Here is an 18,408-nt window from a genome sequence, read left to right as displayed (position 1 = left end):
TCCGCGTTCGGGAAGGGTGCGCCGCCTACTCCTCGGTGGGCTCCTCATCCGCCGAGGCGGTTCCGCCATCCCCGGCCTCTTCTTCGTCCGGATCGCTCAGTCCCAGCCAGGCGAGCACCTCGGCGGTGTGTTCGCCGAGGTCGGGACCGAGGTGGTCGATGGGGATCGACGCCCCGCCGATGACCGGGGTGATGCCGGGGAACGCGACGTCTGCGAGGATCTCCTCCCCAGTGGAGACGTCGAGCTGCTGGATCATGTTCCTCGCCCGCAGCTGTTCGTCGGTGACGAGATCCTCGGCGGTGTAGATCGGACCGGCCGGAACCCCAGCGTCCTCGAGCACGGCGACGACTTCGTCGACCTCGCGCACCGCACACCATGCACCGATCGCCTCATCGAGTTCGTCCCGCCGTTCCCACCGTCCGGCATTCGTCTGCAGGTCAGGATCATCGCCGAGGTCGGGGCGCCCGATCGCCGTCATCAGCCGGGTGAAGATGCCGTCGCCGTTGCCGGCGATGACGACGGACTTCCCGCCCGCGCAGAGGTAGCCGTTCGAGGGGGCGATGCCTTCCATCCGACCGCCCGTCCGGGTACGGACTTCGCCGAATGCGGAGTAGTCGGGGACGAGGGACTCCATGACGGAGAACATCGCCTCGTTGAGGGCGACGTCGACGGTGCGGTCGGCCAGCGGTTCGTCAGAGCCGATGTCCTTGCCGGTGACCGCCTCGGCGGCGCCGTGGATGCGTTGGCGCTGCCGGTCGAAGAGCATCATCACGGCCCCGAAGGCCGCCTGCATGCCCGCGATCGAATCCCCGATCGAGATGCCGACGCGCACGGGTGGGCGGTCCGGGTCGCCGACGAGCTCACGGAACCCCGAATACCCTTCGGCGACGGCGGCGAAGCCGGGACGGGCGGAGAGCGGGCCGGTCTGACCGAACGCGGAGATCCGCACGAGGATGATCTCCGGATTGACCTCGTCGAGGACCTCGGGTCCGATCCCCCACTTCTCGAGCGTGCCCGGCCGGAAGTTCTCCAGGACGATGTCGGAGCGGCGGACGAGTTCGAGGACGGCGTCGCGTCCGGCCTCGGAGCGGAGGTCGAGGGTCACGGACTTCTTGTTGCGGTTGATCGTCCGGTAGAGCATCGACGTCGTCCCGGCCTTGAGCCGCCAGTTGCGCAGTTCGTCGCCGGTGCCGGGGCGTTCGACCTTGATGACCTCGGCCCCGAAGTCGGCGAGCATCCGACCCGCCGTGGGTGCCGCGATGTAGTTGCCGAGTTCGAGGACTCGCACCCCGGTGAGCGGGAGGCGGCGCGTTGTCATGGGAGGCTCCTGTTCGTGCACGGACTGCGAGACGCTCAGGCGCATCTGTCACTGGTCTCGCCCGAGCAAACCGAGAATGAGATCACGATCGATCTTCGCATGTTCGTAGGACACATCGAAGGCCATGGCACGATCCTGTCGCTGAATCCCGCCGAGGATGGTCTCATGATCGTCCAGCGCACGCTGGTGCATCGGCCCTTGCTGGGCTGCGCTGCCCCAGATGTGCAGGGGCGCGCTGAGACTGATTCGCCGATCGAGACTCTGAATGATCTCGTGGAGCATCGGCTGGTGGGCGGCATCGATGATGGCGTGATGGAACTTCCCGTCGGCTGCTTGAGCGCCACGAGGATCATTCCTGTCCACGGCCAACCGGAACTCATCGAGCGCTCCTGAGATCGCAGTGAGATCGCTTTCGGTGCGTCGCATGGCCGCGGTCTGGGCAGCGAGCGCGTAGCCCAGCGCAATGGCGTCGATCGTCTCATCCAGCTGGGCGAGGTCGGACCCGAAGACACGCTCGACCGCTCCTCCGGCAGCAATGCTGCTCACGTCCATGACGAACGCACCACCCGTGCGCCCGCGCCTGGTCTCGATGCATCCCCGATCGATAAGCACGGACAGTGCATTGCGGACGGTGCTCCTGCCGACGGCAAGGGTCTCGGCCAGTTGGCGCTCGCTCGGCAGGCGCGTACCGGGAAGGAAGTCGCCTGCGGCGATCGCCGTAAGGAGACGATCGACGATCGCTGCGGTCTTCGGGTTGTCAGGCACCGGGGTGAGTTGGTTGTCGGTATGCGGCATCGCAAGCCCTCCACTGGTTCGGAACCGAACCGCGGCTCCGACTAGCCGCATGTTCTGTCTGACAGTTCTCAGAATGGTATTGCCATTAAACCATTTACTTCGTACCGTGGTCCATGTCACAGCATCGTCGAACTTCTTCAGAGCGGTGCTCGTGACGCTCTCACCTCGCCGTTCGGACTCCGGCCCACAGCTTCGGCCGCTGACCCACTACCAGCAGTTCTTGACAAGGAAGTCCCATGAACCGTTCCGAACCAAGCAACTCGAACCCACAGAAACCGCCCCTGCCTCCGGAGGCGACCGATGAGGCGCACACTGTCGAGTCCTTCGGATACACGCAGGAGCTGCGACGCTCGATCTCGACGACTGACCTCATCATCTACGGCCTCATCTTCATGGTGCCGATCGCCCCCTGGGCGATCTTCGGAACCGTGTACAACGAAGCCAAGGGCATGGTTCCCCTCGTCTATACGATCGGGCTGATCGCCATGATCTTCACCGCCCTGTCGTATTCGCAGATGTCCCGCCGCGTACCCTTGGCCGGTTCGGTGTTCTCCTACGTCGGTGCCGGTGTCCATCCCAACCTCGGGTTCTTCGCCGGATGGGTGATGCTGCTCGACTACCTGCTCGTCCCGACTCTGCTCTATGTGTTCGCCGCCGAATCGATGGTCGGCATCTTCCCGGGCACAGAACGCTGGATCTGGGCACTCGTGTTCGTTGCCATCAACACGATCGTCAACCTCGCCGGGGTCAACTCGATCAAGCTGATGAATCGACTCTTCCTCATCATGGAGCTCTTCTTCGTCGCCGCCTTCATCGTCATCGCCGTGACCACTCTCAACGGGGGAACTCTGCCCAACGCAGAATGGGCAACCACTCCGATGTGGAATCCCTCCGAAGTGACTGCGCCGCTCATCGCGGCGGCGCTGTCCATCGCGGTGCTCAGCTTCTTGGGATTCGACGGCATCGCCACCATGGCAGAGGAATCCACGGGAGGACATCGATCGGCAGGACGGGCGATGATCGTCTCGCTGATCGTCGTGGCGGTGCTGTTCATCACCCAAACGTGGCTGGCCAGCCTGCTCGCCGGAGGCATCGATGCGTTCCCGGAGGACAAGGTCGGCAATGCCTTCTTCGACATCGTCGCCGCAGCTTCCACCACCGGGTGGGCGAAGGCGTTCCTCGTGTGCAATGTGCTCGCTGTCGGCATCGCCAACGCCATGGCCGCCCAGGCGGCGACCTCGCGCCTGCTGTTCTCGATGAGCCGCGACAAGAAGCTGCCCGGGTTCCTCCACCAGGTCAATAAGCGACAAGTGCCGCAGAACGCGATCCTCGTGGTGTCCGGACTCAGCGCGATCCTCGTGGTCTTCTTCGTCGGCCAGATCGGGCTCATCTCCTCCATGGTCAACTTCGGCGCGCTCTCCGGCTTCCTCCTCCTCCACTTCGCCGTCATCTGGTCATACACCGTGCGCGGCAGATCGAAGGATTGGCTCAACCATGTGATCCTCCCCGGCATCGGGTTCCTCATCATCGGGTACGTTCTCATGAACAGCGACATCCTGGCCAAGATCGGTGGACTCTGCTGGCTCCTCGTCGGCATCATCGTCTTCATCGTCTATCGGAAGAAGGGTGCCGGGATCTCTGCCCTTCCTGCCGAACCACAGCCGACACCCGAAGAGACCACGACGAGACAGGACATCTGATCATGACCGCAACCACTCACTTCCTCCCCAATTCACTCGGCAAGGGTGCATTCGATGCCGGTGCCGAACCGGTTCTGCGCATCAAGCCGGGAACCGGAGAGACCATCGGGTTCGAAACCGATGACGCCGTCTACGCGCAGTTGGCAGAGCGCGGATCCCTCGCCGAGGTCACCGCACAGATCAACCCCATCACCGGTCCCGTGTACGTCGAGGGCGCGGCACCGGGCGACACGCTTGCCGTGACCATCCACGACATCGACCTCATCGACCACGGGTGGTCGGTCTACCTGCCCGGAGTCGGCGCATTGTCCGCACGAATGGGCGAGGCGGCCATGGCTCGGAGGATTCCCATCCGATCCGATGAGGTGGTCCTCACCGACACCCTGAGCGTGCCCGTCCGTCCCATGATCGGGTGCATCGGGACCGCTCCTGCCCAGGGCACCGGGTCGACGATCATGCCGAGTTACTCATTCGGCGGCAATATGGATCTCACCGACGCCGCTCCCGGGTCGACCGTTCACCTGCCCGTCGAGGTCGACGGCGCGCTGCTCTCCATCGGGGATCTCCACGCGATCATGGCACGCGGAGAATCGTCCTTCGTCGCCATCGAAGCGCAGGGCACGGCGATCGTGTCCGTCGATCTCATCAAGAACACGTCGCCGCTTCGTGCTCCGCGCATCGAAACCGACCGTGAGTGGATCTTCGTCGGCCTCGGCGATCCGGTACAGGATTCGATCACCGCCGGATACGAGGACATGTTCGACTTCCTCGTCCGGGACCACGGGTGGAACCGCGACGACGCCTATGTGGTCATGAGCGCTCTCGCCCATTCCGAACTGGGAGGGCCCACCGGTTCGACAGACCCAGATCCGCTGCATCCCATGGCCGCGGTCGGCGCAGTGACCGTCCACCGGCTGCCCAAGTCCGTGCTCACCTGACGTCGAAGTCGAAGCGACCAGGTCGCCGCCTCATCCCGCAGATCCGCCGTCGACCGCGTAGCGTGGGGGTATGGCGACTCAACCCCCCGACGGCCCGGTCGACTTCGATCTCATCAGGATGATCGCCGAGGCGACCGCCGACGACAGCGACCCGGTCCCCCTCCTCGACCTCGCCTCCACCTTGGCTGCCGCCCTCATCCGCGACACCGCCGAGAAGAGAGGCGACACCGACCACTACCCCCTGATGTCACCGCAGACGCGTGCGGAGGTCCAGCGGGAGGGTCTGGTCGCCCTGCAGTCGATCGCCGCGCAGATGCTCGAGTCCACCGACGGCGCTGCCGAACCGCTCGTGCGCGTGTGGGCGGCGATGTTCGACGACGAGCTCTTCCGCCGCCGCCTCCTCCGCGACCTGCCGCCGCGCAACCGTCACGTCCCCGACTGGGTGCGCCGCGCCGACGAGATCCGACCGCGCCGGGCCGCGACGATCGTCTCGCCCGTGCTCATCGAGGAGACGGTCTTCGTCGAGATCACGACCGCGGCCCGATCGTGCACGCTCGCCGTCGCGATCGAACGCAGCGGGCGCCCCTTCCTCGAGGACGCGTTCATCACTCCGGAGTCCTTCGACTCCGTCATGGCCGGCATCGTCTCCAACCCGGAGCTCGACGTCGACCGCATCGAACTCGACCCGGCCGATGCGCGCGCCCGGATCACCGACGCCCTCGAGATGAGCGACCACATCGTGCCTCCCGTCGAGACGGACTCCTGGCCGGGCATCCGAGCCTTCACCGAGTGGATGATCCGCCTCCTGCCGGCCGGCGGGACCGGGATCGAGCTCAGGGAGTGGACGCCCGAGGAGCTCGAATACCTGGCCTCGGAGTTCCACGCCTCCCCGTGGGCGGCCGGCCTGACCGTCACCGAACGCGATCATGCCCTCCGGCTCTTCGAACTCCAGGCCAACTACGGCAACAACGATCCCCTCCGCTGGTCCGGCACCTTCGTCGACTTCCTCCTCCACGACCTCTACCCCCGCAAGGTCATGGCCCCCGACGACTACATGCTCGCGATGCCGGCAGCCCTGGCTGCCCTCGTCCAGTACGCCAACGAGCGCTCCGGGGTCGATCCGAGCTTCACACGCAACGCACTGGACGCGCTCGAAGCCGGGAGCGCGGCCTACGTCCGACGGATCACCGAAGGGCCGATCGGCTACTCGGAGTACCTCGATTCGCCCGAGTTCCCCCTCACCGAGGAGGAGTACCAAGCCCTGCCTGCAACCCTCAGAGCGCTCATCGACGACGACCTGGCAGGCCCGCCTCCCGATCTGGATCCGGTGTGGGGCCGCTTCCTCAGCGACTACGTCGGCGGGCCCGAGAACCTCGCCAGCCTCGACACCGTACCGCTGCCGCTCGAGGACTTCGACCCGTCCGGCCTTCCCGACGACGTCGTCGACCGGCTGCAACCGCTCCTACCGCAGATCCGCACGATCGCCGTGGACTTCTTCGCCGATGCTGAGATCGCGACGATCACCTACCGGATCCTCGCCGAGGTGGCCCGCCGTGACCCTGCCATCTTCCGCCGCAGGTTCGCCGACGCGAACATGCTCGCCGCCCTGTTCTGGATCGCCGGCAGCAACAACGACGCCTTCGACTTCAGCGAACGCAACGGCGTGGAGCGTTCGGTCAAGAACCTCCAGGCCCACCTCGGCGTGAAGACGGCACCGAACCAGCGCGGGAACACGCTGCTCCGCGCCCTCGGACGCCCGAGCGAAGGGATGGGCGTCATCCTCGGCGATCCGGGGCTGCTCACCTCCGAACGCCGAGCTCGGCTCATCGCCATCCGCGAGGCGGTCGCCCCGGACAGCTGAGCCGCGCTGTCAGAACTCGACCTTCTCCGCCCCTTTGAGGCCGAGCATCGCCCGCGCTTCGTCGGGGGTGGCGACCTCCATACCGAGCTCCTCGACGATGCGGACCATCTTGCTCACCTGCTCGGCATTCGATTCGGCGAGTCGGCCCGGTCCGATCCACAGCGAATCCTCGAGGCCGACCCGGATGTGCGAGCCCATCGTCACCCCCATCGTCGCGAGCGGCTGCTGGTTGCGCCCGGCGCCGAGGATCGACCACTCGTAGTCCTCGAGGAGCCGGTCCGCGGTCCGGCGCATGTGCATGAGATCCTCCGGGTGCCCGCCGATCCCGCCGAGGAGGCCGAAGACCGACTGGACGAACAGCGGGCCCCTCGCCAGTCCCCGGCTCTGGAAGTGGGCGAGATTGTAGAGGTGGGAGATGTCGTAGCACTCGAACTCGAACCGGGTGCCGTTCGCATTGCCGATCTCGAGGATCCGCTCGATGTCGGCGAAGGTGTTCTTGAAGACGAGGTCACGGGAGTTCTCGAGATGCTCACGCTCCCACTCGTGGTCGAACTCGGTGTACTTCTCGAGCATCGGGAAGAGCCCGAAGTTCATCGACCCCATGTTCAGGCTCGCAAGCTCCGGTTTGAACGTCGCGACCGGGCGCATCCGCTCCTCGACGCTCATATGCGGGGATCCGCCGGTGGTGATGTTGACGACCGCCTCGGTGTTCGCGGCGACCTTCTCGAGCACGGGGGCGAAGTGCTCGGGATCCTGCGAAGGTCGACCGTCCTCGGGATCCCGGGTGTGGAGGTGGAGGATCGCCGCGCCCGCCTCGGCGGCGCCGATCGCGGCATCGGCGATCTCATCCTGACTCACCGGCAGGTGGGGCGACATCGACGGGGTGTGGATGGCCCCGGTGACCGCCGAGGTGATGATGACTTTGCGTGGCTGTGCCATGGTTCGTTGTCCTCTGGATTCGGTGGGGTGCTCAGTAGAGCTTCTCGGTGTTGCCGTCGACGGCCATCGCCTGCCCGGTGACGTGGGAGGCCATCGCCGAGGCGAGGAACACGGCCATATCGCCGATCTCGCTCGCCTCGGCGAGCTTGCCCAGGGATGCCTGCGAGGTGTAGAGCTCGGTGACCTCGGCGACGGTGGACCCGAGCATCTGAGCCTTCGCGGCTATGACCGCGTCGATGCGGGGACCGCCCACGGCGCCGGGGCAGATCGCATTGCACCGGATCCCTTCGACCCCGAGTTCGATGGCGAGGGTCTTCGTCAGCCCGACGACCGCCCACTTCGACGCCGAGTACGGGCTGCGCCCGGCCATGCCGAGGCGCCCGGCGGCCGAGGAGAGGTTCACGATCGAGGCGCGCTCGCTCGTCCGCAGCAGCGGCAGGAAGTGCTTGACGCAGTAGAACTGGCTGTGGATGTTGACGTCGAACGTCGCCAGCCACGCCCCCGAGTCGAGTGTTTCGATCGGACCCGTGGGTCCGGCGATCCCGGCGTTGTTGACGAGGACGTCGAGACCTCCCCACTCCGCACCCACCTCGGCGGCGAGAGCCCTGACCTCGTCCTCGTCGGCGGCGTTGGAGACGGTGGCGCGCAGGCCCGCCTCGGCGGCGTCGGCGACCGCGGTCTCGGCGATGTCGGTCACCCACACCTGCGCCCCGGCGGTGCGGAAGCGCTCGGCGATGCCGCGTCCGATTCCGGCCGCTCCCGCGGTGATGAGCACGCGTGCCCCGGTGAGTCCGAGCAAGTCCATGATGTGTCCTTCCGTAGTTCTCGCAGCCGTCACTGATCCGCCTTGGGGGCTGGATCGGGGGTCGCCGAGGCGGTCGGAACGTCCGTCCGCTCGCCTTCGTGTCCGCGCTTAAGGAACGGGATGAGGCACGCGCCGATGACGCAGACGGCGATGATGAACCACAGTCCCGAGGTTGCCGATCCGGTGAGGTCCTCCATGTAGCCCATGATGTAGGGGCCGAGGAATCCGCCGAGGAGGCCGATCGTGTTGACCAGCGCGAGCCCGGCGGCGAGGCTGACTCCGGTGAGCCGGGTGGCGGGGAAGGTGAAGAGGATCGGCTGGAGGACGAAGAAGTTGAACGCGGCCAGCGAGAAGCCGATGAGGCCGAGGACCGGACCGCCGATCGCACCGATGATGTAGCCGGCGATGATGCCGATCATCGCAGCCAGGGCGATCTTCTTCGACATGCTCGCGGTGGTGGCGAAGCGCGGCAGGAGGAGGGCGCCGATCGCGGAGAAGACCCACGGCACGGCGGTGAGCAGGCCGATCTCGACGGTGTTCATCTCACCCCAGCTGCCGACGATCGTCGGCAGGAAGAAGTTGAGGGCGTAGACGGCGAGCTGATGGCCGAAGTAGACGCCGATGACGAGGAGGATCTGCGGGTCGCGGACGATGTCGAGGAGCCGGTGGTTCGCAGCTCCGTGGGCGCCGGCGGCCTCCTCGGCGGCGATCGTGCGCTCGAGCCAGTCGGCTTCCTGCGGGGAGAGGAACTTCGCGGTGCGGGGGCTGTCGGGCAGGAACTTCCAGACGATGAGGGCGAGGACGCACGCCGGCAGACCTTCGATGAGGAACATCCACTGCCAGCCGTGGAGGCCGAGCAGGCCGTCCATCGTGAGCAGGAGTCCGCCGATGGGGGCGCCGATGATGTTGGCGATCGAGACGCCGAGGAGGAACATGCCGTTGGCCTTGGCCCGGTCCTTCACGGTGAACCACTGCGTGAGGTAGTACATGACGCCGGGGAAGAGTCCCGCCTCGGCGATGCCGAGGAGCATGCGGAGGATGTAGAAGGACCATTCGCCCTGGACGAACATCATCGCCGCGGAGATGAGACCCCACGTGATCATGATCCGCATGATCCACCAGCGGGCCCCGACCTTGTGCATGATCATGTTCGAGGGAACCTCGAAGAGGGCGTAGGTGAGGAAGAAGAGGCCCGCGCCGATGCCGAAGGCCGTCGCGGAGATGCCGAGGTCGATCTCGAGGCGGTCCTTGGCCATGCCGATGTTCGTCCGGTCGAGGAACGCGAGGATGTAGGCGGCGATGAGCAGCGGCATGAGACGGGCGAAGATCACCCGGTTGAGCACGGCCGGGGGTCGCAGCCCGTGTGCGGTGGAGTTCGTCATGGTCGTCCTTGTCGTGGTTCGGGCACGGCAGCGTTGCCGTGCTCACGGATCGGTGCGGGATGGCGGTGGTGCTGGTGGGATGGTGCTGGTCGTGGGGTCTCAGAGTGCGGTGTCAGGGTTGAAGGGTGTCAGGCCGGCGGGTGGTCAGGGAGTTGAAGGTCTCCGGGTGGCATCCGCAGCTCGTGCCGATGTGGAGCCGGTGGGGGCAGATCACGGTGCGGGTGGGGGTGCTCGGGTCAGCGATGCGTTCGAGGAGGACGGTGAACGCCGATCTCGCCATCTCGGCGACGGGTTGGACGATCGTCGTCAGCCCCAGCAGCGGCGAGCGCGAGCGGGCGAGTCCGTCGCTGCCGACGACGATGAGGTCGTCGGGGATGTCGATGCCGGCTACGAGGGAGTGCTCGATGATGCCGAGGGCCACCTCGTCGGAGCCGCAGACGATGGCCTGGGGCCGGTCGTGGGGGTCGGCGAGAAGCTCTTCGGCGGCGATGCGTCCGCCGTTGCGGTTGAGTCGGGTGCTTACCCGCCACCGTCCCGGGATGGTGATCCCGTGTTCGGCGGCGGTGGTGATGAAGGAGTGCTCCCGGGTCGCCGAGGCGGTCGAGAAGCGGGGACCGATGACCGTGGCCACCCGGTCGACGCCGTGTCCGAGGACATGGGTCATGAGCTCCCGGGCCGCCTGGGCGTCGTCGATGCCGATGAAACTGGCGTCGGCGTGCTCGACGGACCTGGAGAGGTTGACGACGGGGATGCGCGCGGCGCTCAGGGTTCCGTGGGCGCGGGCGTCGAGGCGCATGCCCCCGGTCGAGATGACGCCGTCGACGCCGCGGGCGGCCATCGTCGTCGCGACGTGGGCGAGGCGTTCGGGGTCGTCGCCGGTGGTGGCGACGAAGACGTCGAAGCCTTCGGCGTCGGCGGCTTCGATGATCTCCTGCGCCCAGTGCATGTGCATGTAGTTGACCATCGAGGGCACGATGAGTCCGATGACGCGGGTGAGGGTGCGGTTGTGCTGGGCCGTCGTCAGCGGTGAGCGGTAGCCCAGGTCGTTGGCGGTTTCGATGACCTGCCGCCGGACCGTGGCCGAGACGCCCTGCTTGCCGTTGAAGACGTAGCTCACCGTCGCCGTGGACACACCGCACGCACGAGCCACCTGAGCCGCTGAGACCCGCGGCCGGGGCTTCGCCGTCTGCCTGTCGTCCATGGTGACCCTTCACGTCCTCGTAAAGCTCGCCTGCGGTGTGCAGGTCGACTGTCTCCATTGGACGCCCGCAGCCGAACGTTAAGCAATGTTAAGTCAGATGAGGGTGCGCGGGTGGCAGCGCGGTCGTAAGACTGCAGGTCGGATCGGTGAGCTACCCGGACCGACCCCGCCGAGGTGGGGGCCGGTCAGGTGGTGTTCGCCGATTGCGGGTCGGCGACCGGGTGGGTGCGCCTAGGCGTCGGCGCGGTCGAAGGCCTGCGCGGCGTAGCCGGCCTTCGCTCGGCGCGGGACGACGACGACGGGAACCGGGGAGTTCTGAAGGATCCGCGTCGCATGGCTGCCGAGGGAGACCCGTTTGAGGGTGCCGAGGCCCGAGGAGCCGAGCATCATCACCTCGGGGTCCTTCCAACCGATGCTCGTCAGCGCCGCCGCCCAGTTCGGGCCGGTGCCGATCGCGACCTCCGTCTCACCGGGGCTGATGTCGAGTTCGTCGATCGAGCAGAGGATCTCGTCGGTGTCGTGGCGGACCACCTTGGTCCACTCGTCGACGATGCCGGCTTCGACGTCGAGACCGATGCTCGCCGCCGAGAGCACACGCGAGCGCGGCGCGAACGAGGCGATGCGGAAGGGCACCCCGGATTCCGCGGAGACCATCGCGGCCCCGAGGACGAGGTCGGCCGAGGTGGACGAACCGCTGTACGCGGCGGTGATGCGCTGGAGCTTCGCCTTCGCCTCGGCGCGGAAGCCCTCAGGGGCGAGGACGACCGGCAGTTCGGCGCTGTGGAGGAGTCCCGTGGAGACCGAGCCCAAGGTGATGCGGCCCTCCCGACCGTCGGCAGCGGAGCCGACGACGAGGCGGTAGGCGCCGACGCGGCGGCTGACCTCGAGCAGACCTCGGCGGGAGGACCGGGCCGGATGGACGATGACCTCGGTCTCGATGTCATCGGGAACGAGCTCACGCGCCTGAGACAGGGACGCCTCGGCGACGGTGTGGATATAGGACTGGAACTCCGCGTCGATCTTGTCCCGGTTGGGCGGCCACGCGGTCGAGCTCACCGAGACCAGGGTGAGGGTCTTCGCATACGACCGGGCGAGGACGACTCCGAGCTCGACCGCCGAGGAATCGTCCTGACCTGGGGCGACACCGACGACGATGCTCATGACCTACCTCCCGGGGTCTCGCCGCGTTCGGCGGCGGCCTGCTGTTTTCCGAGCACGGAGTTCTTGCGGCCGAAGATGAGGTAGAGGCCGATGATGACGGCGGTCCAGACGAGGAAGACGAGGATCGTGATCGGGCGGAGGCTGCCGATGATCCAGAAGCAGCCGAGGATCGAGAGGATCGGCAGGACCGGGTAGAAGGGCACCTTGAAGCCGCGTTCGAGGTTCGGTTCGCGGATGCGCAGGAGGATGACGGCGAGGGAGACGACGACGAAGGCGACGAGGGTGCCGATGCTCGTCATCTCGGCGAGGAAGTTGATCGGGATGAACCCGGCCATGATCGCGATGACGATGGTGACGACGATCGTGCCCTTGACCGGGGTGAGGGTGCGCGGATTGACGTCCTGGAAGAGCTTGGGCATCATGCCGTCGCGGGCCATGGTGAACAGGATGCGGCTCTGGCCGTAGATGGACACGAGGGTGACGCTGAAGATCGAGATGACGGCGCCGGCGGCGACGACGGTGCCCGGCCAGGTCGAGCCGACGATGTTCTCCAGGATCTCCGACAGGCCGGCGTCCTGGCCCTTGAACTTCTCCCACGGCTGGGCGCCGAGGGCGGCGACGGCGACGAGGACATAGATCGAGGTGATGATGATGAGTGCGGCGATGAGAGCCCGAGGCATCGTCTTCTTCGGGTTCTTCGTCTCGTCGCCGGCCGTGGCCACGGAGTCCATGCCGACGTAGGTGAAGAAGATGATGCCGGAGCCGGAGACGACGCCGGCGAGGCCGAAGGGGGCGAAGTTCGCGAAGTTGTCGGCGTTCCAGCCGGTGAGGCCGACGACGACGAAGAAGACGAGGACGCCGAGCTTGATGCAGACCATGACCGTGTTGGCGACGACCGATTCGCCGGTGCCGCGGACGAGGAGGAAGCAGCACATGGCCAACAGGATGATGGCCGGCAGGTTGACGATTCCGCCCTCTTCGGGAGCGTAGGCGAGCGCATCGGGGATCTGGAAGCCGAAGAGGTTGAAGAGCAGCTGGTTGACGTACTGCGACCAGCCGACCGCGACGGCCGCACCCGCGACTCCGTACTCGAGGAGGAGACACGCGGCCACACCCATCGCGGGCAGTTCGCCCAGCGTGGCGTAGGCGTACGAGTACGAGGATCCGGACACCGGCACGCTGCCGGCGAGTTCGGCGTAGCAGATGACGGCGAGGCCGGCGACGACGCCGGCGATGACGAAGGACCAGATGACCGCGGGACCGGCGACGGGCACCGATTCGGAGAGGATGAAGAAGATGCCGGTGCCGATGGTCGCGCCGACGCCGATCATCGTCAGGGAGAAGAATCCGATCGTGCGCTTGAGTTCGCTTCCGGTCTCCTCATCGCCTTTGGGCACGGGTTTGACCCGGAATAGCTGCTGCCTCAGGGAGCTCATGACTGTCCTTCCCGACATCATCGTCTTCGTTCAGACAGTGCACCGGGCGGGACGGGGGAATCCTGTCGCCTCTGGCGTGCACTCTGCTAAGGAGACCATACTGCACGGTGGTCCACCAGGCGAGACGATCGGTCGGATTTCCCTGCGAGCTGCGGTGCTCTCGGTGTGTCGCGGAAGGTGAAGGGTCGACGAGCCGCGTGACCAGCGGGTCCGCATTGTATTCAACCAAGTGGTTGACAAAGGTCCCGCGCAGGTCTAGATTCGTTGTCAACCACATGGTTGATCACAGGGTCGCCCCGGAGGCGTTCGCGACAAAGACGATCGCGACGAAAGCGTTCGCCGGGGACCCGATCACCAGGGAACCGATCACCGGACGAGCGGAAGGACGTGAGATGGCCGATCAGCTTTCGAAGGTGTTCGCGGCACTCGCCGATCCCACTCGTCGGGACATCGTCGCTCGCCTCAGCGTCGCCGATGCCACGGTGAGCGAACTCGCCGAGCCCTACGACGTGAGCGTCCAGGCGGTCTCGAAGCACCTCAAGGTACTCGAGGATTCGGGGCTCGTCAGTCGGTCGCGCGATGCGCAACGGCGGCCGGTCCACCTCGAGGACAACGTCTTCGACCTCATGACGAAGTGGATCGAGCGATACCAGCGCCAGGCCGAGGACCGCTACCAGCGCCTCGACACGGTGCTCGAGGAGATGGACAACGACAATGAATGATGCAGAGGAGAATGACATGACCACCGACACCGATTACAGCCAGGTTCAGCTCGACGTGCCCGAGGGCACACAGTCGATGACGATCACCCGCGACTTCCAGGCGAGCCCGGACCGGGTGTTCCGGGCACACATGGATCCGGAGCTCTTCGTCCGGTGGAACGGGCCCGAGTCGATCACGAACACGATCCGCGCCTGGGAGCCGACGACCGGCGGGAACTGGAGCTACGTCGCCAGCGACGACGACGGCGAGTACGGGTTCTTCGGGTCGTTCCACGAGGTCCGGGAGAACGAACGGATCGTCCAGACGTTCACGTTCGAGGGCTTCCCCGATGCGGTCAACCTCGAGATCATGACGCTGACCGACCTCGGCGACGGGCGCACGCGGCTGTCGTCGACGGCGGTCTTCGACTCGGTCGAGTCCCGGGACGGGATGGTCGCTTCGGGGATGGAGTCCGGCATCGTCGAAGGATACCGCAAACTCGACGCCCTCCTCGCCGAGGAGGAGTGAGCGGATCCCGGCAGCGGAGTCAGGCGTCGGACTATTCGTCGACGCCTGACTCCGCGCGCTCGGCCATCATTGCGAAGTAGGCGTCGCGGCTGCGGGCGACGTGTGCTCCCATGAGGGCGGCGGCGTTCGTCTCCTGACCTGCGTCGACGGCGGCGAGGATCGCGCGATGCTCGGGCCACGCCTGGGTCCCACGGCGGCTGACGTTGAGGGAGTACAGCCACTCGATCTTCCCCGAGATCTGGCGCAGCAGGCTGATGAGCGAGAGACTGCCGCTGAGTTCGGCGATCGCGAAGTGGAAACGCATGTTGAGCACCGCGAGGTCCTCGAAACGACCTTCGGCGATGACGGCGTCGCCGGCCTCGAGGATCTCGTTGATCTCCTTGCGCACCGTCCGCCAGCGCGGGTCGGGTTCGCCGCCGCCGGCGTGGGCGGCGGCGCGCTTCGCAGCTCGCCTCGCGGTCGCGGATTCGAGGACGATGCGGATCTCGAAGAGGTCCTCGGCGTCCTCGATCGGCGAGGGCGCGACGATGCTTCCGACGTAGGGCCGCGATTCGACGAGCCCTTCGGCTTCGAGTGAGCGCAGCGCCTCGCGGACGGGGATCCGGGAGACCGCGTACTGTTCGGCCAGGGCCGTCTCCCGCAGCTTCGTCCCCGGCTCGAGGACCCCTGAGATGATGTCGGCTCTGATCCGGGCACCGACGACGAGCGGGCTCATCAGCGTCCCGCCGCGTATCCCTGGGCACCGCGCGGATTCGCCGCGGCCGCGAGCGTCCCGGTCTCCGGGTCCCGCGTCACGCACGAGAGCCGTCCGAGCTCCCAGTCCCCCGCCCGTGTCACCGCGTGTCCGCGCCTGCTCAGTCCGTCGATGACCTCCTCGCCGAGGCGGTCCTCGACGACGGCTCCCGCCGGCACCCAGGTGCGCGGCCAGAACGATCCGGCGAGCGCAGTGGTGTGCAGGGCCGGGGCGTCGATCGCCTGCTGCGGGGTGTAGCCGCCGATGAGCATGCGCAGGATCATGAGCAGCTGCCACTGCTCCTGCTGGTCACCGCCGGGAGAGCCCAGGGCGATGACCGGTTGGCCGTCCTTCGAGATGAGCGTGGGCGTCAGTGTCGTTCGGGGTCGCCTGCCCGGCACCAGCGCCGAGGGCGAGGTTTCGTCGAGCCACATCATCTGCAGGCGGGTGCCGAGGCAGAACCCGAGTTCGGGAATGGTCGGCGAGGACTGCAGCCAACCGCCGGACGGTGTGGCCGAGATGATGTTGCCCCACCGGTCGACGACGTCGATGTGACACGTATCGCCGTTGTTCACCCCGTTCTTCTGCACGGTCGGCTCCCCGATGCCCGCCTTGATGAGTTCCTCCTTATCCACCCCCTCGGGCACGAGTGGAGGGGTGAAGGCCGGGACGTTGCCGTTCCTGTCAGGCCCGGGCCGGAAATCGTCCGACGCGGCGTCGGCGATGAGCGTTCGCCGGCTCGCCGCGTAGTCCTCGCTGAGCAGCCAGTCGAGGTCGACATCGGCGTCGCCGTAGTATGCGTCGCGGTCGGCCATTGCGAGTTTCAGGGCCTCGAGGATCGTGTGGGCCCCGATCTCGGTCGAGGGGTCGAGGCGCTCGTCGTCGAAGCCTTCGAGGATGCGCAGGGTCTGGAGCAGCGCCGGTCCCTGTCCCCACGGGCCGATCTTCGCGATTTCGTACCCGCGGAAGGTGATCGTCACCGGGGTCTCGAACCCGGCGTCGAAGTTCGACATGTCGTTCACGGTGATGACCCCGGCGTGGTCCCCTCCGGTAGAGTGCCGGTGCGGGGTCATGACGAACTCGGCGATCGCCTCGGCGACGAACCCGGACTTCCACTCAGTCCGCGCAGCCCTGATCCGGTCGGCTCGGTCGCCCCCTGAACCCTGCGCTTCGGCACCGCTGTCGGCGGCGTCAGCACCGACGGTAGCCTCAGCCTTGCCACCAGCGGCGATGAGGTGGCGGAGCACTTCGGCGTAGGGGCGGTTGACGACGATCTCCCCAGCTTCGGGGATCCGACCACCCGGCATCCACAGCTGCGCCGAGGTCGGCCAGTGCTCGGTGAAGAGCTCCTGCACCCGCTCGATCGCGCCGACGACGCGGGCGATCACGGGATGGCCGTTCTCGGCATAGTCGATCGCGTAGGCAAGCACCTCGGAGAGCTCCCACGTCCCGTGCTCCTCGAGGAGCGCCAGCCACGCGTCGACGGACCCGGGTACGGCCGCGGCAAGCGCACCGGCGCCGGGGACCATGTCGAGGCCCTCGCTGCGGAAGTGCTCGATCGTCGCCGCTGCCGGGGCCGGACCTTGGCCCATGAGGATCTGCGGATGGGCAGGGTCATCAGCGGTCGCGAAGACCCCGGTCATGTCCCCGCCGGGACCGTTGAGGTGGGGTTCGACGACGTGGAGGACGAAGGCACCGGCGACGGCGGCGTCGAAGGCGTTGCCTCCCCGTTCGAGGACCGATTGCGCCGAGGCGGTCGCCAGCCAATGGGTCGACGCCGACATTCCGAAGTGGCCTTCGAGCGTCGGACGGGTGGTGAATGCTGCCGGCGGCGTGTACGCCATGTCGGTGTCCTTCGTGGTCGGTATTCCCCGTGGCCTGCGTGCCCAGTTGCCTGCGGTGGGTCGACGGTGATCCGCGCTCGATGACCCCTCGCCACGACACCGTCGGAGCAGTCTGAGCCTCGAACGTTCTGAGACTATTGCATACAATCTAACCTCAGGGAGTATTTTTGTATACGACCGACACGATCCACCCGACCTGCAAAGGGGCGCGATGAACCGCCGACTCGACCTGGCCATGCTGCTCGTGCTCACCTTCTCCACGGGGATGGTCGACGCGATCGGCTACCTCGGCTTCGACAAGATCTTCACCGCGAACATGACCGGCAATGTCGTCATCCTCGGCATGGCGCTCACCGGTGCCGATGATCTCCCGGTCCTCCGCCCGACGCTCGCGCTCGTCTTCTTCATGGTCGGGGCCGCCCTCAGCGGTCGGATCCTCGGTCGCCGAGGAGAGGACTGGCACCACCGGACGACGACGATCTTCACGCTCGTCGCCGTCGGCTGTGCGGGACTCGCGGTCTATGTCGGTGTCGTCCCCGATCCCGAGGTCGGGGTCACCGGCACGATCTTCACCTCGGCGCTCTCCACGCTCATGGGCACGCAGGCGGCTGCGGCGCGGAAGATGAAGATCGCCGACGTCACCACCGTCGTCGTCACCTCGACGATCGTCGGCCTCGCCTCGGATTCGCGGCTGGCCGGCGGGGACAGCACGAACTGGGCGCGCAGGGGTCTGGCCGTCGGGCTCATCCTCGTCGGTGCTCTGGCGGGGGCGGCGTCCCTGCTCATCAACCAGTGGATCGGCATCGCGATCGTCTCGGTCATCATCGCGGTCGCGGCATACATCGGCCACCGGGGCATGCATCGCCGCACCCGCACCGAGGCGGCCGCCCAGTCCCCCGCCGACGCAACAGTCTGACCAGCAGCTCGTCCGCGCCCGACCACCATCGACCACACGCTCGATCTACGCCGCACGCCCGTCTGGCTCGATCCGCGGGCGTTGCCTGGACCCTGAGTGACGATTCTGCGCTCGCCAATCAGCACTCAGCGTCCAGAACCCGGCACTCA

The 18,408-nt window shown here is 66.8% G+C and carries 16 protein-coding genes; 6 read left to right on the top strand and 10 right to left on the bottom strand.

What is annotated here, in order from left to right:
- Positions 1-25: 25 nt before the first annotated feature.
- Entirely contained in the window at positions 26-1,318 is a 1,293-nt protein-coding gene (locus tag AAHA49_RS09790; protein WP_342038117.1) for a CaiB/BaiF CoA transferase family protein, read from the bottom strand.
- A 48-nt stretch (positions 1,319-1,366) separates the two neighbouring features.
- A complete protein-coding gene (locus AAHA49_RS09785; RefSeq protein ID WP_339393512.1) occupies positions 1,367-2,113 on the bottom strand; it encodes a FadR/GntR family transcriptional regulator in 747 nt (248 codons plus the stop codon).
- A gap of 236 nt (positions 2,114-2,349) precedes the next feature.
- On the opposite strand from AAHA49_RS09785, the gene AAHA49_RS09780 reads away from it, so the two are divergent.
- From AAHA49_RS09780 to AAHA49_RS09770, 3 genes are all read left to right on the top strand, one after another.
- Complete coding sequence (locus AAHA49_RS09780) at positions 2,350-3,813, top strand: APC family permease (RefSeq protein ID WP_342038116.1); 1,464 nt, start codon at positions 2,350-2,352, stop codon at positions 3,811-3,813.
- Between the two features lie 2 nt (positions 3,814-3,815).
- Entirely contained in the window at positions 3,816-4,751 is a 936-nt protein-coding gene (locus AAHA49_RS09775; RefSeq protein ID WP_339393510.1) for an acetamidase/formamidase family protein, read from the top strand.
- 70 nt (positions 4,752-4,821) lie between these two features.
- On the top strand, positions 4,822-6,612 hold the full coding sequence (locus AAHA49_RS09770) for a hypothetical protein (protein WP_342038115.1): 1,791 nt from the start codon (positions 4,822-4,824) through the stop codon (positions 6,610-6,612).
- A 9-nt stretch (positions 6,613-6,621) separates the two neighbouring features.
- Here the strand turns inward: AAHA49_RS09770 and kce are convergent, their stop codons facing one another.
- The 6 genes from kce to AAHA49_RS09740 all read right to left on the bottom strand — a co-directional run bounded on the left by kce (position 6,622) and on the right by AAHA49_RS09740 (position 13,536).
- Positions 6,622-7,551, bottom strand: a complete 930-nt coding sequence (gene kce / locus AAHA49_RS09765) for a 3,5-dioxohexanoate:acetyl-CoA acetone transferase (RefSeq protein ID WP_342038114.1) — start codon at positions 7,549-7,551, stop codon at positions 6,622-6,624.
- A gap of 31 nt (positions 7,552-7,582) precedes the next feature.
- On the bottom strand, positions 7,583-8,356 hold the full coding sequence (locus tag AAHA49_RS09760; protein WP_342038113.1) for an SDR family oxidoreductase: 774 nt from the start codon (positions 8,354-8,356) through the stop codon (positions 7,583-7,585).
- Positions 8,357-8,385: 29 nt separating this feature from the next.
- Positions 8,386-9,738: an MFS transporter gene (locus AAHA49_RS09755; RefSeq protein WP_342038112.1), complete on the bottom strand. Its 1,353-nt coding sequence runs from the start codon at positions 9,736-9,738 to the stop codon at positions 8,386-8,388.
- A 112-nt stretch (positions 9,739-9,850) separates the two neighbouring features.
- Complete coding sequence (locus tag AAHA49_RS09750) at positions 9,851-10,939, bottom strand: LacI family DNA-binding transcriptional regulator (RefSeq protein WP_342038111.1); 1,089 nt, start codon at positions 10,937-10,939, stop codon at positions 9,851-9,853.
- A gap of 231 nt (positions 10,940-11,170) precedes the next feature.
- Positions 11,171-12,100, bottom strand: a complete 930-nt coding sequence (locus AAHA49_RS09745; protein WP_342038110.1) for a universal stress protein — start codon at positions 12,098-12,100, stop codon at positions 11,171-11,173.
- A complete protein-coding gene (locus AAHA49_RS09740) occupies positions 12,097-13,536 on the bottom strand; it encodes an APC family permease (RefSeq protein WP_342038109.1) in 1,440 nt (479 codons plus the stop codon). Before AAHA49_RS09740 ends, AAHA49_RS09745 begins: the two co-directional genes overlap by 4 nt.
- Before the next feature lie 275 nt (positions 13,537-13,811).
- On the opposite strand from AAHA49_RS09740, the gene AAHA49_RS09735 reads away from it, so the two are divergent.
- Positions 13,812-14,258, top strand: a complete 447-nt coding sequence (locus tag AAHA49_RS09735; RefSeq protein ID WP_425286510.1) for an ArsR/SmtB family transcription factor — start codon at positions 13,812-13,814, stop codon at positions 14,256-14,258.
- A 16-nt stretch (positions 14,259-14,274) separates the two neighbouring features.
- Positions 14,275-14,766 carry an SRPBCC family protein gene (locus tag AAHA49_RS09730; RefSeq protein WP_342038108.1) on the top strand — a complete coding sequence of 164 codons (492 nt, stop codon included), beginning with the start codon at positions 14,275-14,277 and terminating at the stop codon, positions 14,764-14,766.
- A gap of 31 nt (positions 14,767-14,797) precedes the next feature.
- Here the strand turns inward: AAHA49_RS09730 and AAHA49_RS09725 are convergent, their stop codons facing one another.
- Positions 14,798-15,481, bottom strand: coding sequence for a GntR family transcriptional regulator (locus AAHA49_RS09725; protein ID WP_342038107.1), 684 nt, complete (start codon positions 15,479-15,481; stop codon positions 14,798-14,800).
- Positions 15,481-17,343, bottom strand: coding sequence for a gamma-glutamyltransferase family protein (locus AAHA49_RS09720; RefSeq protein ID WP_342038106.1), 1,863 nt, complete (start codon positions 17,341-17,343; stop codon positions 15,481-15,483). The genes AAHA49_RS09725 and AAHA49_RS09720 overlap by 1 nt, the downstream gene beginning before the upstream one ends.
- A gap of 211 nt (positions 17,344-17,554) precedes the next feature.
- Here AAHA49_RS09720 and AAHA49_RS09715 point away from each other — a divergent pair, with 211 nt between their 5' ends.
- Positions 17,555-18,259 (top strand): YoaK family protein, encoded by a 705-nt coding sequence (locus AAHA49_RS09715; protein WP_342038105.1) that lies wholly within the window; start codon positions 17,555-17,557, stop codon positions 18,257-18,259.
- Positions 18,260-18,408 lie beyond the last annotated feature (149 nt).

Source organism: Brevibacterium ammoniilyticum, from assembly GCF_038429965.1.
GTDB lineage: Bacteria > Actinomycetota > Actinomycetes > Actinomycetales > Brevibacteriaceae > Brevibacterium > Brevibacterium ammoniilyticum.
The sequence above is the reverse complement of the archived record's forward strand: the minus strand, read 5'-3'. Positions and strand labels throughout refer to the sequence as shown.